14 protein-coding genes are annotated in these 13,664 nt (G+C 71.1%); 8 read left to right on the forward strand and 6 right to left on the reverse strand.

Annotation, left to right across the window (positions count from 1 at the left end; all coding sequences use genetic code 11):
• Window positions 1-28 precede the first annotated feature (28 nt).
• Together ACFVHK_RS13180 and ACFVHK_RS13185 are read left to right on the forward strand one after the other, a co-directional pair.
• Window positions 29-595: a LemA family protein gene (locus ACFVHK_RS13180; protein ID WP_129233870.1), complete on the forward strand. Its 567-nt coding sequence runs from the start codon at window positions 29-31 to the stop codon at window positions 593-595.
• Between the two features lie 6 nt (window positions 596-601).
• Window positions 602-1,474: a M48 family metalloprotease gene (locus ACFVHK_RS13185; protein WP_129233868.1), complete on the forward strand. Its 873-nt coding sequence runs from the start codon at window positions 602-604 to the stop codon at window positions 1,472-1,474.
• Window positions 1,475-1,505: 31 nt separating this feature from the next.
• Here the strand turns inward: ACFVHK_RS13185 and ACFVHK_RS13190 are convergent, their stop codons facing one another.
• Complete coding sequence (locus ACFVHK_RS13190; RefSeq protein ID WP_376929192.1) at window positions 1,506-2,753, reverse strand: winged helix-turn-helix domain-containing protein; 1,248 nt, start codon at window positions 2,751-2,753, stop codon at window positions 1,506-1,508.
• 71 nt (window positions 2,754-2,824) lie between these two features.
• Here ACFVHK_RS13190 and ACFVHK_RS13195 point away from each other — a divergent pair, with 71 nt between their 5' ends.
• Both ACFVHK_RS13195 and ilvA read left to right on the forward strand, forming a co-directional pair.
• Entirely contained in the window at window positions 2,825-4,063 is a 1,239-nt protein-coding gene (locus tag ACFVHK_RS13195) for an AI-2E family transporter (protein WP_376929193.1), read from the forward strand.
• A gap of 1 nt (window position 4,064) precedes the next feature.
• Complete coding sequence (gene ilvA, locus ACFVHK_RS13200) at window positions 4,065-5,348, forward strand: threonine ammonia-lyase (protein WP_376929194.1); 1,284 nt, start codon at window positions 4,065-4,067, stop codon at window positions 5,346-5,348.
• Window positions 5,349-5,422: 74 nt separating this feature from the next.
• Here the strand turns inward: ilvA and greA are convergent, their stop codons facing one another.
• Together greA and ACFVHK_RS13210 are read right to left on the reverse strand one after the other, a co-directional pair.
• Window positions 5,423-5,914: a transcription elongation factor GreA gene (greA, locus tag ACFVHK_RS13205; RefSeq protein ID WP_376929195.1), complete on the reverse strand. Its 492-nt coding sequence runs from the start codon at window positions 5,912-5,914 to the stop codon at window positions 5,423-5,425.
• 60 nt (window positions 5,915-5,974) lie between these two features.
• Window positions 5,975-6,475 (reverse strand): DUF4307 domain-containing protein, encoded by a 501-nt coding sequence (locus tag ACFVHK_RS13210; RefSeq protein WP_376929196.1) that lies wholly within the window; start codon window positions 6,473-6,475, stop codon window positions 5,975-5,977.
• Window positions 6,476-6,589: 114 nt separating this feature from the next.
• Here ACFVHK_RS13210 and ACFVHK_RS13215 point away from each other — a divergent pair, with 114 nt between their 5' ends.
• Complete coding sequence (locus tag ACFVHK_RS13215; protein ID WP_376929197.1) at window positions 6,590-6,910, forward strand: hypothetical protein; 321 nt, start codon at window positions 6,590-6,592, stop codon at window positions 6,908-6,910.
• Between the two features lie 137 nt (window positions 6,911-7,047).
• Here the strand turns inward: ACFVHK_RS13215 and trhA are convergent, their stop codons facing one another.
• Window positions 7,048-7,845: a PAQR family membrane homeostasis protein TrhA gene (gene trhA, locus ACFVHK_RS13220; protein ID WP_376929198.1), complete on the reverse strand. Its 798-nt coding sequence runs from the start codon at window positions 7,843-7,845 to the stop codon at window positions 7,048-7,050.
• Window positions 7,846-7,920: 75 nt separating this feature from the next.
• Here trhA and ACFVHK_RS13225 point away from each other — a divergent pair, with 75 nt between their 5' ends.
• The 3 genes from ACFVHK_RS13225 to ACFVHK_RS13235 all read left to right on the forward strand — a co-directional run bounded on the left by ACFVHK_RS13225 (window position 7,921) and on the right by ACFVHK_RS13235 (window position 11,451).
• Window positions 7,921-8,706, forward strand: coding sequence for an isoprenyl transferase (locus ACFVHK_RS13225; RefSeq protein ID WP_129234427.1), 786 nt, complete (start codon window positions 7,921-7,923; stop codon window positions 8,704-8,706).
• 67 nt (window positions 8,707-8,773) lie between these two features.
• Window positions 8,774-9,886 carry an aminotransferase class V-fold PLP-dependent enzyme gene (locus tag ACFVHK_RS13230; RefSeq protein ID WP_376929335.1) on the forward strand — a complete coding sequence of 371 codons (1,113 nt, stop codon included), beginning with the start codon at window positions 8,774-8,776 and terminating at the stop codon, window positions 9,884-9,886.
• 176 nt (window positions 9,887-10,062) lie between these two features.
• Complete coding sequence (locus ACFVHK_RS13235; RefSeq protein WP_376929199.1) at window positions 10,063-11,451, forward strand: PhoH family protein; 1,389 nt, start codon at window positions 10,063-10,065, stop codon at window positions 11,449-11,451.
• 83 nt (window positions 11,452-11,534) lie between these two features.
• Here the strand turns inward: ACFVHK_RS13235 and ACFVHK_RS13240 are convergent, their stop codons facing one another.
• Both ACFVHK_RS13240 and ACFVHK_RS13245 read right to left on the reverse strand, forming a co-directional pair.
• Window positions 11,535-12,950: a class II fumarate hydratase gene (locus ACFVHK_RS13240; RefSeq protein WP_376929200.1), complete on the reverse strand. Its 1,416-nt coding sequence runs from the start codon at window positions 12,948-12,950 to the stop codon at window positions 11,535-11,537.
• Window positions 12,951-13,008: 58 nt separating this feature from the next.
• A complete protein-coding gene (locus ACFVHK_RS13245) occupies window positions 13,009-13,662 on the reverse strand; it encodes a carbonic anhydrase (RefSeq protein ID WP_353815721.1) in 654 nt (217 codons plus the stop codon).
• Between the last annotated feature and the right edge of the window lie 2 nt (window positions 13,663-13,664).

Raw genomic sequence — 13,664 nt, forward strand, 5'->3', positions numbered from 1 at the left:
CGTCGCCGAAGCCTCAGGAGTCCCCGCCATGGAATGGCTGATCCCGCTCATCATCGTCGTCGTCCTCGTCCTGGTGATCGGCATCTACCTGTGGGCGACCTACAACTCCCTCGTGACGCTGAACGTCCGCGTCGACGAGGCGTGGAGCGACATCACGGTGCAGCTGAAGCGTCGCGCCGACCTGATCCCGAACCTCATCGAGGCGGTCAAGGGCTACGCGGCCCATGAGAAAGCCGTCTTCGAGAACGTCACCAAGGCACGTGCCGAGACGCTCTCCGCCGGTGGCCCGGCCGAGGCATCCGCTGCCGAGAACCACATGCAGCAGGCGTTGAAGTCGATCTTCGCGGTCGCCGAGGCGTACCCGCAGCTCCAGGCCAGCCAGAACTTCCTGCAGCTGCAGTCCGAGCTCGTCGACACCGAGGACAAGATCCAGGCGTCGCGCCGGTTCTACAACGGCGGCGTCCGCGAGCTCAACACGAAGATCAAGGTCTTCCCGAACACGCTGTTCGTGCGCAGCCTCGGCTTCCACGAGCGGGAGTTCTTCGAGGTGACGGAGGCGGCGGCCATCGCCGAACCTCCGCGCGTGCAGTTCTAGCCGCCGATGTACCGAGCGATCGCCCGGAACAAGCGCAACTCCGTCTTCACGATCCTGCTCTTCCTCGCCATCGTCGGCGGGCTCGGCTACCTCGCCGCGGTGATCTACCAGGACCTGACCATCGTCGTGATCACGCTCGTCATCGCGACGGCGTACGCGCTCTTCCAGTACTTCACCGCCGACCGGCAGGCCCTCGCCATGTCGGGCGCGGTCGAGATCCACAGCGTGTCGGAGCATCCGCGGCTCTGGCGCACGGTCGAGAACCTCTCGATCACGACCGGCACGCAGATGCCGCGCGTCTTCGTCATCTCGGATCCTGCACCGAACGCGTTCGCCACCGGGCGCGACCCCGAGCACGCGATCGTCGCGGCGACCACGGGGTTGCTCGAGATCATGGACGACTCCGAGCTGGAGGGCGTCATGGCGCACGAGCTCGGGCACGTCCGCAACTACGACATCCGGCTTTCCATGATCGTGTTCGGCCTCGTCGTCGCCGTCGGCTTCATCTCCGACATGTTCGTGCGCATGGCCTTCTTCGGGCGGAACAGCAACGGCAACCCGGTCGTGATGATCTTCGGCCTGGTGGCGATGCTCATCGCGCCGCTCGTCGCGAGCCTCGTCCAGCTCGCGATCTCGCGGCAGCGCGAGTACCTGGCGGATGCCACGGGCGCGATGACCACCCGTCATCCCGACGCGCTCGCACGCGCACTGCTCAAGCTCGAGCAGTACGGCCGTCCGATGCGGCGCCAGAACTCGTCGATGGCGCACCTCTGGATCGCCGACCCGCTGAAGCCCGGCGTGATCGACCGCCTGTTCGCGACGCACCCGCCGATCCCCGATCGGGTGAAGCGACTGCACGAGATGGGCCGGAGCTTCTAGACCGCCTCCGTCGTGGCCGGGGTGCTCGGCGTCACGGGACGGCGCTCGTCGGTACGGTCGTCGCCCGCGCGGAGTCGCCGAGGGCCGAGCGGATGGCAGGCGAGAGGTCGCCGCGACCGGTCACCGTCACGTCGTCGAGGCCCTGCCATGCCGCCGCTGCGCGGAGGACCGGTACGAGCCGCTCTGCGGTGTCTCCGGGGGCGCCGGCCTCGGCCCAGGCGGACTGGACGCGCAGCACGCCCGCCTTGCGATCGCTCTTGAGGTCGACCCTGCCGACCACGCGGTCGTCGAGGAGCACGGGCAGCGAGTAGTAGCCGAACTTGCGCTGGGGCTCCGGGGTGTAGATCTCGATGCGGTAGTGGAAGTCGAAGAGGCGCTCGGTGCGCGGGCGGAACCAGACGACGGGGTCGAACGGCGAGAGCAGCGCGACGGCCTCGATGCGTCGGGGTCGTCGGGCGTCGCGGTGCACCCAGGCGGTCGCCGCCCGGCCGCCGTTGCCCCAGCCCGGCACCTCCACCGGCACCAGCACCCCCGCGTCGACGAGGTCGGCGATCGCGGGCCGGACCTGCGTCTGGAGCATCCGCCAGTAGTCGGCGAGGTCGGCGACGGTCGCGATGCCCAGCGCGACCGCGGCCCGCTCGACGAGGACGCGGATCGCGTCGGGCTCGGATGGCCCGTGTTCGAGCAGGTGCGGTTCGAGGGCCTGCTCGGGCAGCGCGTAGACGCGCTCGAATCGCCGGCGCTCGACGCAGACGACCTCGCCGGTCCGGAACATCCACTCGAGCGCGCGCTTCGCGTCGGACCAGCCCCACCACGGGCCCCGACGCTCGTTCGCATCGTGCTCGATCGCGCTCGCGGGCATCGGCCCGTTCTCGGCGAGCTCGGCCAGCAGCCAGGTCGCCAGGTCGCGGTTCTCGGTCAGCCACCCGCCCCAGGCGGACGCGCCCTCCCGGCGGTACTCGGCACGCCGGAACTCGAACAGCGGCCAGAGGTCGCGCGGGATGAAGGCCGCCTGGTGCGCCCAGTACTCGACCATGCGCCCCTTGCGCCCCCACGACATCCGGTCGAGCAGCTCGCGGTCGTACGAGCCGAGACGACTGAACGCCGGGAGGTAGTGGCTGCGCTCGAACACGTTCACCGAGTCGATCTGCAGGAGCCCCAGCCGGTCGACGACGCCCGCGAGCTGTCGCGTGCCGGGCGATTCGGGAGCGGCGCGACCGAAGCCCTGGGCAGCGAGGGCGATGCGACGTGCGAGCGCGGGAGAGACCTGGTCGACCATGGTGTCTCGACCATAGCGATGACCGCCGACACATGGCCGTCCGCGCATGCACCCGCGCCTAGACTGTGACGGTGACCGAGGCGAAGGGGACCTCGCGTGCGCGGCGGATGCGCGTGCGCCGATCCTCCACGTCCGAGCGGGCGTACCGAGGCGCCGAGCGGCCGGATGCCGAGCCCGTGCGCGACGCGGCGGCATCCGTGCCCTATCCCATGCGCGTCGCCGCCGCGTGGTCGTGGCGGCTGCTGCTCGTCGGCGGGGTGCTCGCCGTCGTCATCTTCCTGGTCATCCAGCTGCGACTCGTGATCATCCCGGTCCTCGTCGCCATGCTCATCTCGGCCCTCCTCGTGCCGTTCTCGGAGTTCCTCCAACGGCACCGGTGGCCCAAGGGACTCGCGGTCGCCGCCGCGATGGTCGCGACGCTCGCCTTCGTCGGAGGGCTGCTGACACTCGGCATCTCCCAGATCGTGCGCGGCTCCGCCGACCTCGCCGAGCAGAGCGTCGTGGCGTGGGAGGACTTCCGCGCCTGGCTCCTCGAAGGGCCGCTGCACGTGACCTCCCAGCAGTTCGACCAGGTGGTGCAGCAGGTGGTCGAGGCCGCGCAGCAGCAGAGCGGGGTGCTCGTGTCGGGCGCGCTGTCGGTGAGCTCGTCGATCGGGCACTTCCTCGCCGGGCTCCTGCTGGCGCTCTTCGCCACGCTCTTCATCCTGATCGATGGCCGCGGCATCTGGGACTGGATCGTCGGGATCTTCCCCCGCCGCGCGCGCGCCGCGATCGACGGGGCCGGCCGATCGGGCTGGTCGACCCTCGAGAACTTCGTCCGCGTCCAGATCTTCGTCGCGGCCATCGACGCGGTCGGCATCGGCCTCGGCGCGCTCCTCCTCGGCGTTCCCCTCGCGATCCCGATCGCCGTGCTCGTCTTCCTCGGCTCGTTCATCCCGATCGTCGGTGCGGTCGTGACGGGTGCGCTGGCCGTGTTCGTGGCACTCGTCTACAACGGCTGGGGCATCGCGCTCGCGATGCTCGGCGTCGTGCTGCTGGTGCAGCAGGTCGAGGGTCACGTGCTGCAGCCGCTGATCATGGGCACCGCCGTCAAGGTGCATCCGCTCGGCGTGGTCGTCGCGGTCGCCACCGGGTCGCTCCTCGCGGGCATCCCGGGCGCGCTCTTCGCGGTGCCGGTCGCCGCCGTGGCCAACGTCATGATCATGTACATCTCGGGCGGCGCCTGGAGGCAGGCCGAACCGCCCCCGCCCGCCGAGATCCGATCTCCGCTGTGGCGCACGGTACCCCAGCGACCCGGATACGGACGGTGACATGAACCACGCCCTCGACACCACCTCCGCCGCGGTGAGCGGAACCGCCGGAGCAGCGCTCCCCGGCCCGACCCTCGCCGACTTCGAGCACGCCCAGCGCACGGTCGCCGCCATCGCCCGCCGCACGCCGATGGAGACCTCGCGCTACCTCGGCGCGATCGCGGGGGTGCCGGTGCACCTCAAGTGCGAGAACCTGCAGCGAACGGGGTCCTACAAGCTCCGCGGCGCATTCAACCGGCTCTCGTCGCTCACCGCCGACGAACGCGCGAGGGGCGTCGTGGCGGCGTCCGCCGGAAACCACGCGCAGGGCGTCGCCTACGCGGCGAGAGAACTCGGCATCCGGGCGACCATCTTCATGCCCGTCGGCGTCGCGCTGCCGAAGCTCGAGGCGACCAGGGCGTACGGCGCCGACGTCGTGCTCCGCGGCGACTCGATCGGCGAGACGCTCGAGGCGGCCGCCCGGTTCGCGACCGAGACCGGCGCGACCGTGATCCCGCCCTACGACCACGCGGACGTCATCGCCGGACAGGGCACGCTCGGCCTCGAGATCCTCGAGCAGGCTCCGGACGCGACGACCATCGTCGTGCCGATCGGCGGCGGCGGGCTCGCCTCCGGCATCGCGAGCGCGGCCAAGCAGAAGGCCGCGGCGCTCGGCCGGACGGTGCGCGTGATCGGCGTCCAGGCCCAGAACGCCTCGCCCTACGTGCCGTCGCTGGCATCGGGCGAGCCGACCGCCGTCCCGGTCGTGCCGACGATCGCCGACGGCATCGCGGTGTACCGGCCCGGCGAGTTGAACTTCGAGATCATCCGCGACGCGATCGACGAGGTCGTCACGGTCAGCGAGGACGACATCGCCCGGGCGCTGCTCGTGCTGCTCGAGCGGGCGAAGCTCGTCGTCGAGCCGGCCGGGGCGGTCGGGGTGGCCGCACTCATGACCGGGAGGGTGCGCTCGGACGGCCCGATGGTGGTCGTGCTCTCGGGCGGGAACATCGACCCGCTGCTCATGCAGCGCGTGATCGCACACGGCCTGGCGGCATCCGACCGCTACCTGACGCTGCGGATCGGGCTGCCCGACCGCCCGGGCCAGCTCGCGCGCATCTCCGAGCTGCTCGCCGCGGCGAACGCGAACGTCGTCGAGGTGCTGCACACGCGCCACGGCGCCGGCATGCAGATCTCCGAGGTCGCGCTGCAGCTCTCCGTCGAGACGCGGGGGCCGGTGCATCGCGAGGAGGTCGTCGCGATCCTGCGTCGCGCCGGATACGAGCCGGAGATCATCGCCGAGTGACCGGCGGCTGATCCCGGAACGCGGAACGGCCCCTCCGATCGGAGGGGCCGTTCGCGATTCACCGGGTCAGCGCGTCACTGCCCGGACCAGGTGTCGACGCCGGTGATCTCGACGGCGATCTCGCGGCCGTTCGGCGTGGTGTACGTGGTGGAATCGCCGACCTTCAGGCCGAGGATCGCCGCGCCGAGGGGCGACTGCTCGCTGAAGACGTCGAGCTCGGAGTCGCCCGCGATCTCGCGGCTGCCGATGAGGAACCGCTCCTCGTCGCCCGCGACGACCGCGGTGATGACGGTGCCGGACTCGACGACGCCGCTCGAGGTCGGCGCCTCGCCGACCTCGGCGTGGCGGAGCAGCTCGGTGAGCTGGCGGATGCGGGCCTCCTGCTTGCCCTGCTCGTCCTTCGCGGCGTGGTAGCCGCCGTTCTCCTTGAGGTCGCCCTCCTCACGCGCGGCCTCGATGCGCTTGGCGATCTCGTCCCGGCCGGTCGTGGAGAGGTGCTCGAGCTCGGCGTTCAGGCGGTCGAAGGCCTCCTGGGTGAGCCAGGTGACGGTGGCGTCCTGCGCCATGGTGCACACTCCCGTGGATAGACATGTCGCCCCAGCGTGTGCCGGGGCGAATCACCCATTCTACCGAAGCCAGCAGGTGGAGATCAAACCGGTGTTGGCCTCCTGCGCCGTCCGGACGGTCTCGGTGAAGGTGCGCAACGGCCGGTCGGACGCCGGGATCTCGACCACCTTCCATCCGACGACGGTGAAGTCCTCGTTGAACGCCTGCACGACGCACGCGGTGGCGTTCCCCGACGGAACCGACAGCCGCCAGGTCACCTCGACCGCGCGTGTGTCGAGGAGTTCGTGACCGAGATCGGTGGCCTGCACGAGGGGCGTGTTGCCGTCGAGCCCCGCCCAGACCACCCACGAGACGAGGACCGCCGCGAACGCGATCGCGCCGCCGATGAGGATGGACCGGTCGCGGCGACGGCGAGCGGGCGTGCGGCCGTACCGCCGGGCGAGGTCGGGTGCGCCGGTCGATCCGCTCGCGTCGGTGGAGGATCGGGTTCCCGCCGGTGCGGGGACGCCATCGAGTGCGGCGTCCTCGGCCGCCGCGTCGGCGGACTCGCGTCGGGGCACCGCGCGGCTCCTTCCCGGGTGGATCGTCTAGGCTTGGCTCCCAGCCTAACCCGCCGTCCCTGAAGGGAATCCGATGCTCGTCGCGCCCGCCGTCACCATTCGCGGAGACCGCCGATGAGCCCCGCGCTCGCGTCGGCGCTCACGCTCGTCGCGGCCGCCGAGGAGGAGTTCGACCCCAACGACGTCACTCCCGGCGTGGTGGGGTTCATCGCCACCATCCTGATCATGGCCGCGGTGCTGCTGCTCGTGATCGACATGGTCCGACGCATCCGCCGGGTGAACTATCGGGCCGAGGCGCGCGAGCGCATCGCGGCCGAGGAGGCCGCCGCGGCCGAGGACGCGGCCGGCGGCGACACGCCGGTCGAGGACGCGGATGCGTCGCAGGCGGACGCCCCGGCATCCGATGCTCCGCCGGCGGAGCGAGACGAGCGGTAGCAGCCTCGCGCCGGACCTGCGGTCCGGCCCGAGACGAGCGGTAGCAGCCTCGCGCCGGACCTGCGGTCCGGCCCGAGACGAGCGGTAGCAGCCTCGCGCCGGACCTGCGGTCCGGCCGGGTCGACGCGGTCCGCCCGTCAGCCCGTGTGGTACACGGGGTCGATCGCGATGAGCAGGGTCGCCGTCCAGTGGCACATGAACGCGAGCACCGTGCAGACGTGGAAGATCTCGTGGAAGCCGAAGTGGCCGGGCCACGGGTTCGGCTTCTTGAGCCCGTAGACGATCGCGCCGCCGGTGTAGAGCAGGCCGCCGACGATGACGAGCACCATCATCGCGACGCTGGCCTCGAGCAGGTCGCCGAGGTACATCACGGCGGCCCAGCCGAGCAGGATGTAGATCGGCACGTACAGCCAGCGCGGTGCGCCGATCCAGAACACCCGGAACGCGATGCCGACGAGCGCGCCCGCCCAGACCAGGCCGAGCAGCAGCCAGCCCTTCTCCGGCGGCAGCGCGAGGATCGCCAGCGGCGTGTAGGTGCCCGCGATGAGCAGGAAGATGTTCGCGTGGTCGACGCGCTTCAGGATCACCTTCGTGCGCGGCTTCCAGTCGAACCGGTGGTACAGCGCCGAGTTGCCGAAGAGCAGCATCGACGTGAGCACGAAGACCGCCGACGCCCACTTCGCGGGCGCGCCGTCGGCGAGGGCGATGAGCACGATGCCGGCCACGATGGTGACTGGGAAGGTGGCGGCGTGGATCCACCCTCGCCACGTCGGCTTGACGTCGGCCGGATGCTCCGGGGAGGCGTCGATGAGGGGGAGGTTCGGGATGTCGGGGCCGAGGCGCTCGTCGGCGGCGACCGCGGCGTCGGCGCGATCGAGTTCGGCCGCCGGTCGGTGCAGGTGCTCGGCGACGTCCTCGGGTTCGCGTTGGGTCATGCTGCCAGCGTAGGGGGAGCCTCATCACGGCCTGCTGTGAGTGTCCGAACGCGCGCAGGGGAGTAGCGTGGTCGGGTGCAGACGAGCGATCAGCGCCCCGGTCGCGGCCTTCTCTATCGGCTCTACCAGAATCGGCTCCGCCGGGAACTCGACGAGGCGGAACTGCCACGACACGTGGCGATGATCATCGACGGCAACCGTCGGTGGGCGAGGCAGCTGGGCTACGACTCCGCCGTGCACGGCCACCGTGCCGGCGCCGCGAAGATGCGGGAGTTCCTCGAGTGGTGCGACGACCTGGGCATCTCGGTGGTGACGCTCTACCTGCTCTCGTCCGACAACCTGGGCAATCGCACGTCCGAGGAGCTCGCCGACCTCATCGAGATCATCGCCGAACTCGCCGAGGAGCTCAGCCACTACCGCGACTGGCGCGTCCAGCACGTCGGATCGGACGCCGGACTCCCGGTGCCGCTCGTCGCCGCCCTCGACGCCGCGGAGCATCGGACGGAGGGCAAGAAGGGCCTCCACGTGAATCTCGCCGTCGGCTACGGAGGACGTCGCGAGATCACCGATGCGATGCGCTCGATCGTGGCATCCCACCATGCCGAGGGACGGAGCCTCGAGGACCTCGCGGAATCGCTCACGCCGGAGCTCATCGGGGAGCACCTCTACACCGGCGGCCAGCCCGACCCCGACCTCGTGATCCGCACCTCGGGCGAGCAGCGCCTCAGCGACTTCATGCTGTGGCAGGCCGCGCACAGCGAGTTCTACTTCGTCGAGGCGCTCGGACCCGACCTCCGCGAGGTCGACTTCCTGCGCGCCGTCCGCGACTACACCCGCCGGCACCGGCGGTACGGCGGTTGACGACGCTCACGATCCGATCAGGAGTCTGTCAGGATATGCCTCGGAGAAGGGGGCACCGCACGTGAGCATGGACGACTACCTGGCCGGGTTCGGCGAGGAGCCCGGCTACCTCGACTACGCACGAGTCGGGCCGCTGGCCCGCGTCGCCGCCGAGGAGGCCCTGGCGTTCACGCAGGTGCTCGAGCGCGCCCGGCACGGGAGCATGGACGCGTTCCGCGACCAGGACCGCAGGCTCCGCGACGCGGCATCCGCCCTGACCGGGATCGCCGCCGACCGCATCGTCGCGATCCCGAACACCACCACCGGGCTCATGCATGCGATGTTCGGGCTCACCGGCACGGTGCTGCTCTCGCCGGCGGAGTTCCCGAGCGTGCCGATCGCCGCGGTGCGTGCGAACGAGGCCCTGCACTCGGTGCAGCCCGCCTGGCTCGAGACCGACCACGGCAAGGTGACGCCGGGCCTGATCCGCGACCAGCTCGAGGCGAACGTCGCGGCGGTCGCCGTGAGCCTCGTCGACAGCCGCACCGGGTACCTCTGCGACCTCGAGGGCATCCGGCAGGTGATCGGCGACCGGTTGCTCATCGTCGACGCGATCCAGGGCTTCGGCATCGTCGATGCGCCGTGGGATGCCGCCGACGTCGTCGTGACGGGCGGGCAGAAGTGGTGCCGGGCCGGCTGGGGCACCGGCGTCATGGCCCTCTCCGAGCGCGCGGCCGAGCGGCTCACGCCCGTCTTCTCGGGCTACACCGGCACGGTCGACGACGAGGTGTGGGACGAGGTGCCGCCGCCCGCGCCCGGGGCTCGGGCCTTCCGCGTGTCGAACCCCGACCCGGTCGCCGCCGCCCGCTTCGCCGCTGCGCTGGAGGAGCTCGCCGAGGTCGGCGTCGAGGCGGTCAACGCCCGCATGGCCGAGAACGTCAGCCGCGTGATCGACCTCGCCGACGAGTTCGCGGTCCCGGTGGTCAGTTCTCGCGACGAGCGCGAGCGCGCCGGCATCGTCGTGCTGGAGCCCGAACCCGAGCAGGTCACCGTGCTCACCGCGTCGCTGCACAACCACGGGCTCACCACGACGACCCGACTCGGAACCGTGCGCCTCAGCGTGCACGCCGCGCTCGACGAGGAGACCATCGAGATGCTGCGCGGCGCCTTCGTCTCGTTCAACACCGCGGCGGCGTACTGACCCCCCGGATTGTGAACAGGGGATGTCGCGCCGCGTGTCGCTTCTGCGGATGTCGCCGGTCGGACGTACCGTCAGGACATCGGGCAAGGCGCCCGGTCGAGTCGGCTCGTGAACCGCTCGTGGGAGGATCGCCGGCCGGCGCGTGAGCCGAGCGAGAGCTCGGGGCAGGAGCGGTCGTGACCTCTGTCGATCCCATCAAGCCCCTCGGACCGGTCGAGCCGGACGCGCAGCACCAGCGTCGTCCCGGTGCGGCGTCTCCCGGGGGTGCCGCGCAGGACGAACGGACCTACGTGCTGGACACGTCGGTCCTGCTCTCGGACCCGCGCGCCCTGTTCCGGTTCGCGGAGCATCCCGTGGTGCTGCCGGTCGTGGTCATCACGGAGCTCGAGGCCAAGCGCAACGACCCCGAGATCGGGTACTTCGCCCGGGCCGCGCTCCGGCTGCTCGACGACCTCCGCGTGCAGCACGAGCGACTCGACTTCCCGATCCCGGTCGGCGACGGTGGGTCCCTCCGGGTCGAGCTGAACCACTCGAGCCTGTCGGTGCTGCCCAGCGGGCTGCAGCTGGCCGACAACGACTCGCGCATCCTCGCGTGCGCGATGAACCTCTCGAACGACGGCGTCGCCGTGACCGTCGTCTCGAAGGACCTGCCGCTGCGCATCAAGGCCGCCTCGATCGGCCTCGACGCCCAGGAGTACCGCGCCGAGCTCGCCGTCGACTCCGGCTGGACCGGCATGGCCGAGGTCGACCTCGGCTCGAACGACATGGCCAAGCTCTATGAGCACGAGCAGCTCGAGACGGCGGCCGTCGCGGGCATGCCGGTGAACACCGGCCTCGTGATCCACTCCGATCGCGGGTCGGCGCTCGCACGCGTGATCGGCGACCGGGAGGTGCGGCTGGTCCGCGGCGATCGCGAGGCGTTCGGCGTGCACGGCCGTTCGGCCGAGCAGCGCCTGGCCATCGACCTCCTGCTCGATCCCGAGGTCGGCATCGTCTCGCTCGGCGGCCGTGCGGGAACCGGCAAGTCGGCGCTCGCGCTCTGCGCGGGGCTGGAGGCCGTGCTCGAACGGCAGCAGCACAAGAAGATCATGGTCTTCCGACCGCTGTACGCGGTGGGCGGCCAGGAGCTCGGCTACCTGCCCGGCGACCAGGGCGAGAAGATGAACCCGTGGGCGCAGGCGGTGTTCGACACGCTCGGCGCGCTCGTCTCCGACAACGTCCTCGACGAGGTCGTCGACCGCGGCATCCTCGAGGTGCTGCCGCTCACGCACATCCGCGGCCGGTCGCTCCACGACGCCTACGTGATCGTCGACGAGGCGCAGTCGCTCGAGCGGAACGTCCTGCTCACCGTCCTCAGTCGCGTCGGGCAGAACTCGCGCGTCGTGCTCACGCACGACGTCGCGCAGCGCGACAACCTCCGCGTCGGCCGCCACGACGGCGTCGCGAGCGTGATCGAGACGCTGAAGGGACATCCGCTCTTCGCCCACATCACGCTCACCCGGTCGGAGCGGTCCGCGATCGCCGCGCTCGTCTCCGAGATGCTCGACGGCGCCGACCTGGCCTGACACCGACCCGCCGGACGAACGACGGCCCCGGAACCGCGAGGTTCCGGGGCCGTCGTCGACTCCTGCGAGCGAACGCCGCGGGCTCAGCCCTGCTGGGGCGGACGCGTCATCGAGAGCAGGTCGAGCGCGACGTCGAGCTCGGCCTCCGTCAGGTCTCCGCGCTCGACGTGACCGAGGTCGATCACGGCCTCGCGGACCGTGATGCCCTTGGCGACCGAGTGCTTCGCGATCTTCGCCGCGGCCTCGTAGCCGATGGCCTTGTTGAGGGGCGTGACGATCGAGGGCGACATGCCGGCGAGCGCCGTCGTGCGCGCCTCGTTGACCCGGAGGCCGTCGACGGTCTTGTCGGCGAGCACCCGCACCGAGCTCGAGAGCAGGCGGATCGACTCGAGGAGTGCGGTGCCCATCACCGGGATCTGCACGTTGAGCTCGAACGACCCGGAGGCGCCGGCCCACGCGATCGTGGCGTCGTTGCCGACCACGCGCGAGGCGACCATGAGGACGGCCTCCGGCACGACGGGGTTGACCTTGCCGGGCATGATCGACGAGCCGGGCTGCAGGTCGGGGATGAACAGCTCGCCGAGCCCGGTGTTCGGGCCCGAGCCCATCCAGCGCAGGTCGTTGCAGATCTTGGTGAGGCTCACGGCGATCGTGCGCAGCGCGCCCGACGCGTCGACCAGGCCGTCGCGGTTGGCCTGCGCCTCGAAGTGGTCGGCGGCCTCGGTGATCGGCAGCTCGGTCTCCTGCTGGAGCAGCTCGATCACGAGCTGGGGGAAACCCGCCGGCGTGTTGATGCCCGTGCCGACCGCGGTTCCGCCGAGCGGCACCTCCGCGACCCGGGGGAGCGCCGTGCGGACGCGCTCGATGCCGAGGCGGATCTGGCGGGCGTAGCCGCCGAACTCCTGCCCGAGCGTGACGGGTGTCGCGTCCATGAGGTGCGTGCGGCCGGCCTTGACGACGTCGGACCACGCCTCCGCCTTGGCCTCGAGGGCCACCGCGAGGTGATCGAGCGCCGGGATGAGGTCGTCGATGAGCGCGGCGGTCACGGCGATGTGGACCGAGGTCGGGAAGACGTCGTTCGAGGACTGCGAGGCGTTGACGTGGTCGTTCGGGTGCACCGCGCTGCCGAGCTTCTGCGTCGCGATCGTCGCCAGCACCTCGTTCATGTTCATGTTCGAGGACGTGCCGGAGCCGGTCTGGTACACGTCGACCGGGAAGTGCTCGGCGAAGCCGTGCGTTCCCGCGATGACCTCGTCGGCGGCGTCGGCGATCGCCTGCGCGAGCTGGTGGTCGAGGACTCCGAGGCGCGCGTTGGCGAGCGCCGCGGACTTCTTGATGCGGGCGAGCGCCGCGATCTGGGCGGGCTCGAGACCGGAGCCCGAGATCGGGAAGTTCTCGACCGCGCGCTGGGTCTGGGCGCGATAGAGCGCGGCTGCGGGGACCCGCACCTCGCCCATCGTGTCGTGTTCGATCCGGTAGTCGGCGGCGTTGTCCACCACGGTGTGCTCCCCTTCGATTCGGAACGTGCGGCGCGGCGGTGGGATGCCGCCGGCGGCGTCAGATGCGACCGACGACGACGTCGGTCTCGGCGCGGCCCTCGAGCAGGCGGTAGTTCGCGCCGACGACAGCCAGCGTACCCGCTGCGATCGCGTCGCTGATCACCTCGGAGCGCTCGAGGAGCTGCGACACGGCGTTGCGGAGGTGCTCGCGCCCGACGTACCCGGCGTCGAGGTGGTCGGGCGCGATCGGCCCGTCTTCGACCCCGGCGACCTTGCGCACGGCGGGCACGATCTCGTCGACGATGCCCCGGATGTGAGCGGGCAGCGGTGCGGCGTCCTCGGCCTGCGAGTCGATCGCGGCGCGCACCGCACCGCACTCGTCGTGGCCGAGGACGAGGATGAGCGGGACGCCGAGGACGGCGACGGCGTACTCGAGCGAGCCGAGCACCGAGTCCGAGGGCACCTGTCCGGCGTTGCGGACCACGAACGCGTCCCCGAGGCCGACGTCGAAGATGATCTCGGCGGACAGGCGCGAGTCGCTGCAGCCGAAGATGGCGACGAGCGGGCGCTGGTGGTTCGCGAGCTCGGTGCGGCGGTCGACGTCCTGTCGGGGGTGCAGGGGCGTTCCGGCCACGAACCGGGCATTCCCGGCGCGCAGCTCGCGCCACGTCTCGGCGGGGGTGGTCGGTCGTGCGGGTGCGGACTTGCTCACGG

This window comes from Agromyces binzhouensis (assembly GCF_042672355.1).
GTDB classification, from domain to species: domain Bacteria; phylum Actinomycetota; class Actinomycetes; order Actinomycetales; family Microbacteriaceae; genus Agromyces; species Agromyces binzhouensis.

Excerpts from the sequence above, each read along its gene's own strand:
- ACFVHK_RS13180 (WP_129233870.1), top strand. The coding sequence starts at position 29 with ATGGAATGGCTGATCCCGCTCATCATCGTCGTCGTCCTCGTCCTGGTG.
- ACFVHK_RS13185 (WP_129233868.1), top strand. The coding sequence starts at position 602 with ATGTACCGAGCGATCGCCCGGAACAAGCGCAACTCCGTCTTCACGATC.
- ACFVHK_RS13190 (WP_376929192.1), bottom strand. The coding sequence starts at position 2,753 with ATGGTCGACCAGGTCTCTCCCGCGCTCGCACGTCGCATCGCCCTCGCT.
- ilvA (WP_376929194.1), top strand. The coding sequence starts at position 4,065 with ATGAACCACGCCCTCGACACCACCTCCGCCGCGGTGAGCGGAACCGCC.
- greA (WP_376929195.1), bottom strand. The coding sequence starts at position 5,914 with ATGGCGCAGGACGCCACCGTCACCTGGCTCACCCAGGAGGCCTTCGAC.
- ACFVHK_RS13215 (WP_376929197.1), top strand. The coding sequence starts at position 6,590 with ATGAGCCCCGCGCTCGCGTCGGCGCTCACGCTCGTCGCGGCCGCCGAG.
- trhA (WP_376929198.1), bottom strand. The coding sequence starts at position 7,845 with ATGACCCAACGCGAACCCGAGGACGTCGCCGAGCACCTGCACCGACCG.
- ACFVHK_RS13230 (WP_376929335.1), top strand. The coding sequence starts at position 8,774 with ATGGACGACTACCTGGCCGGGTTCGGCGAGGAGCCCGGCTACCTCGAC.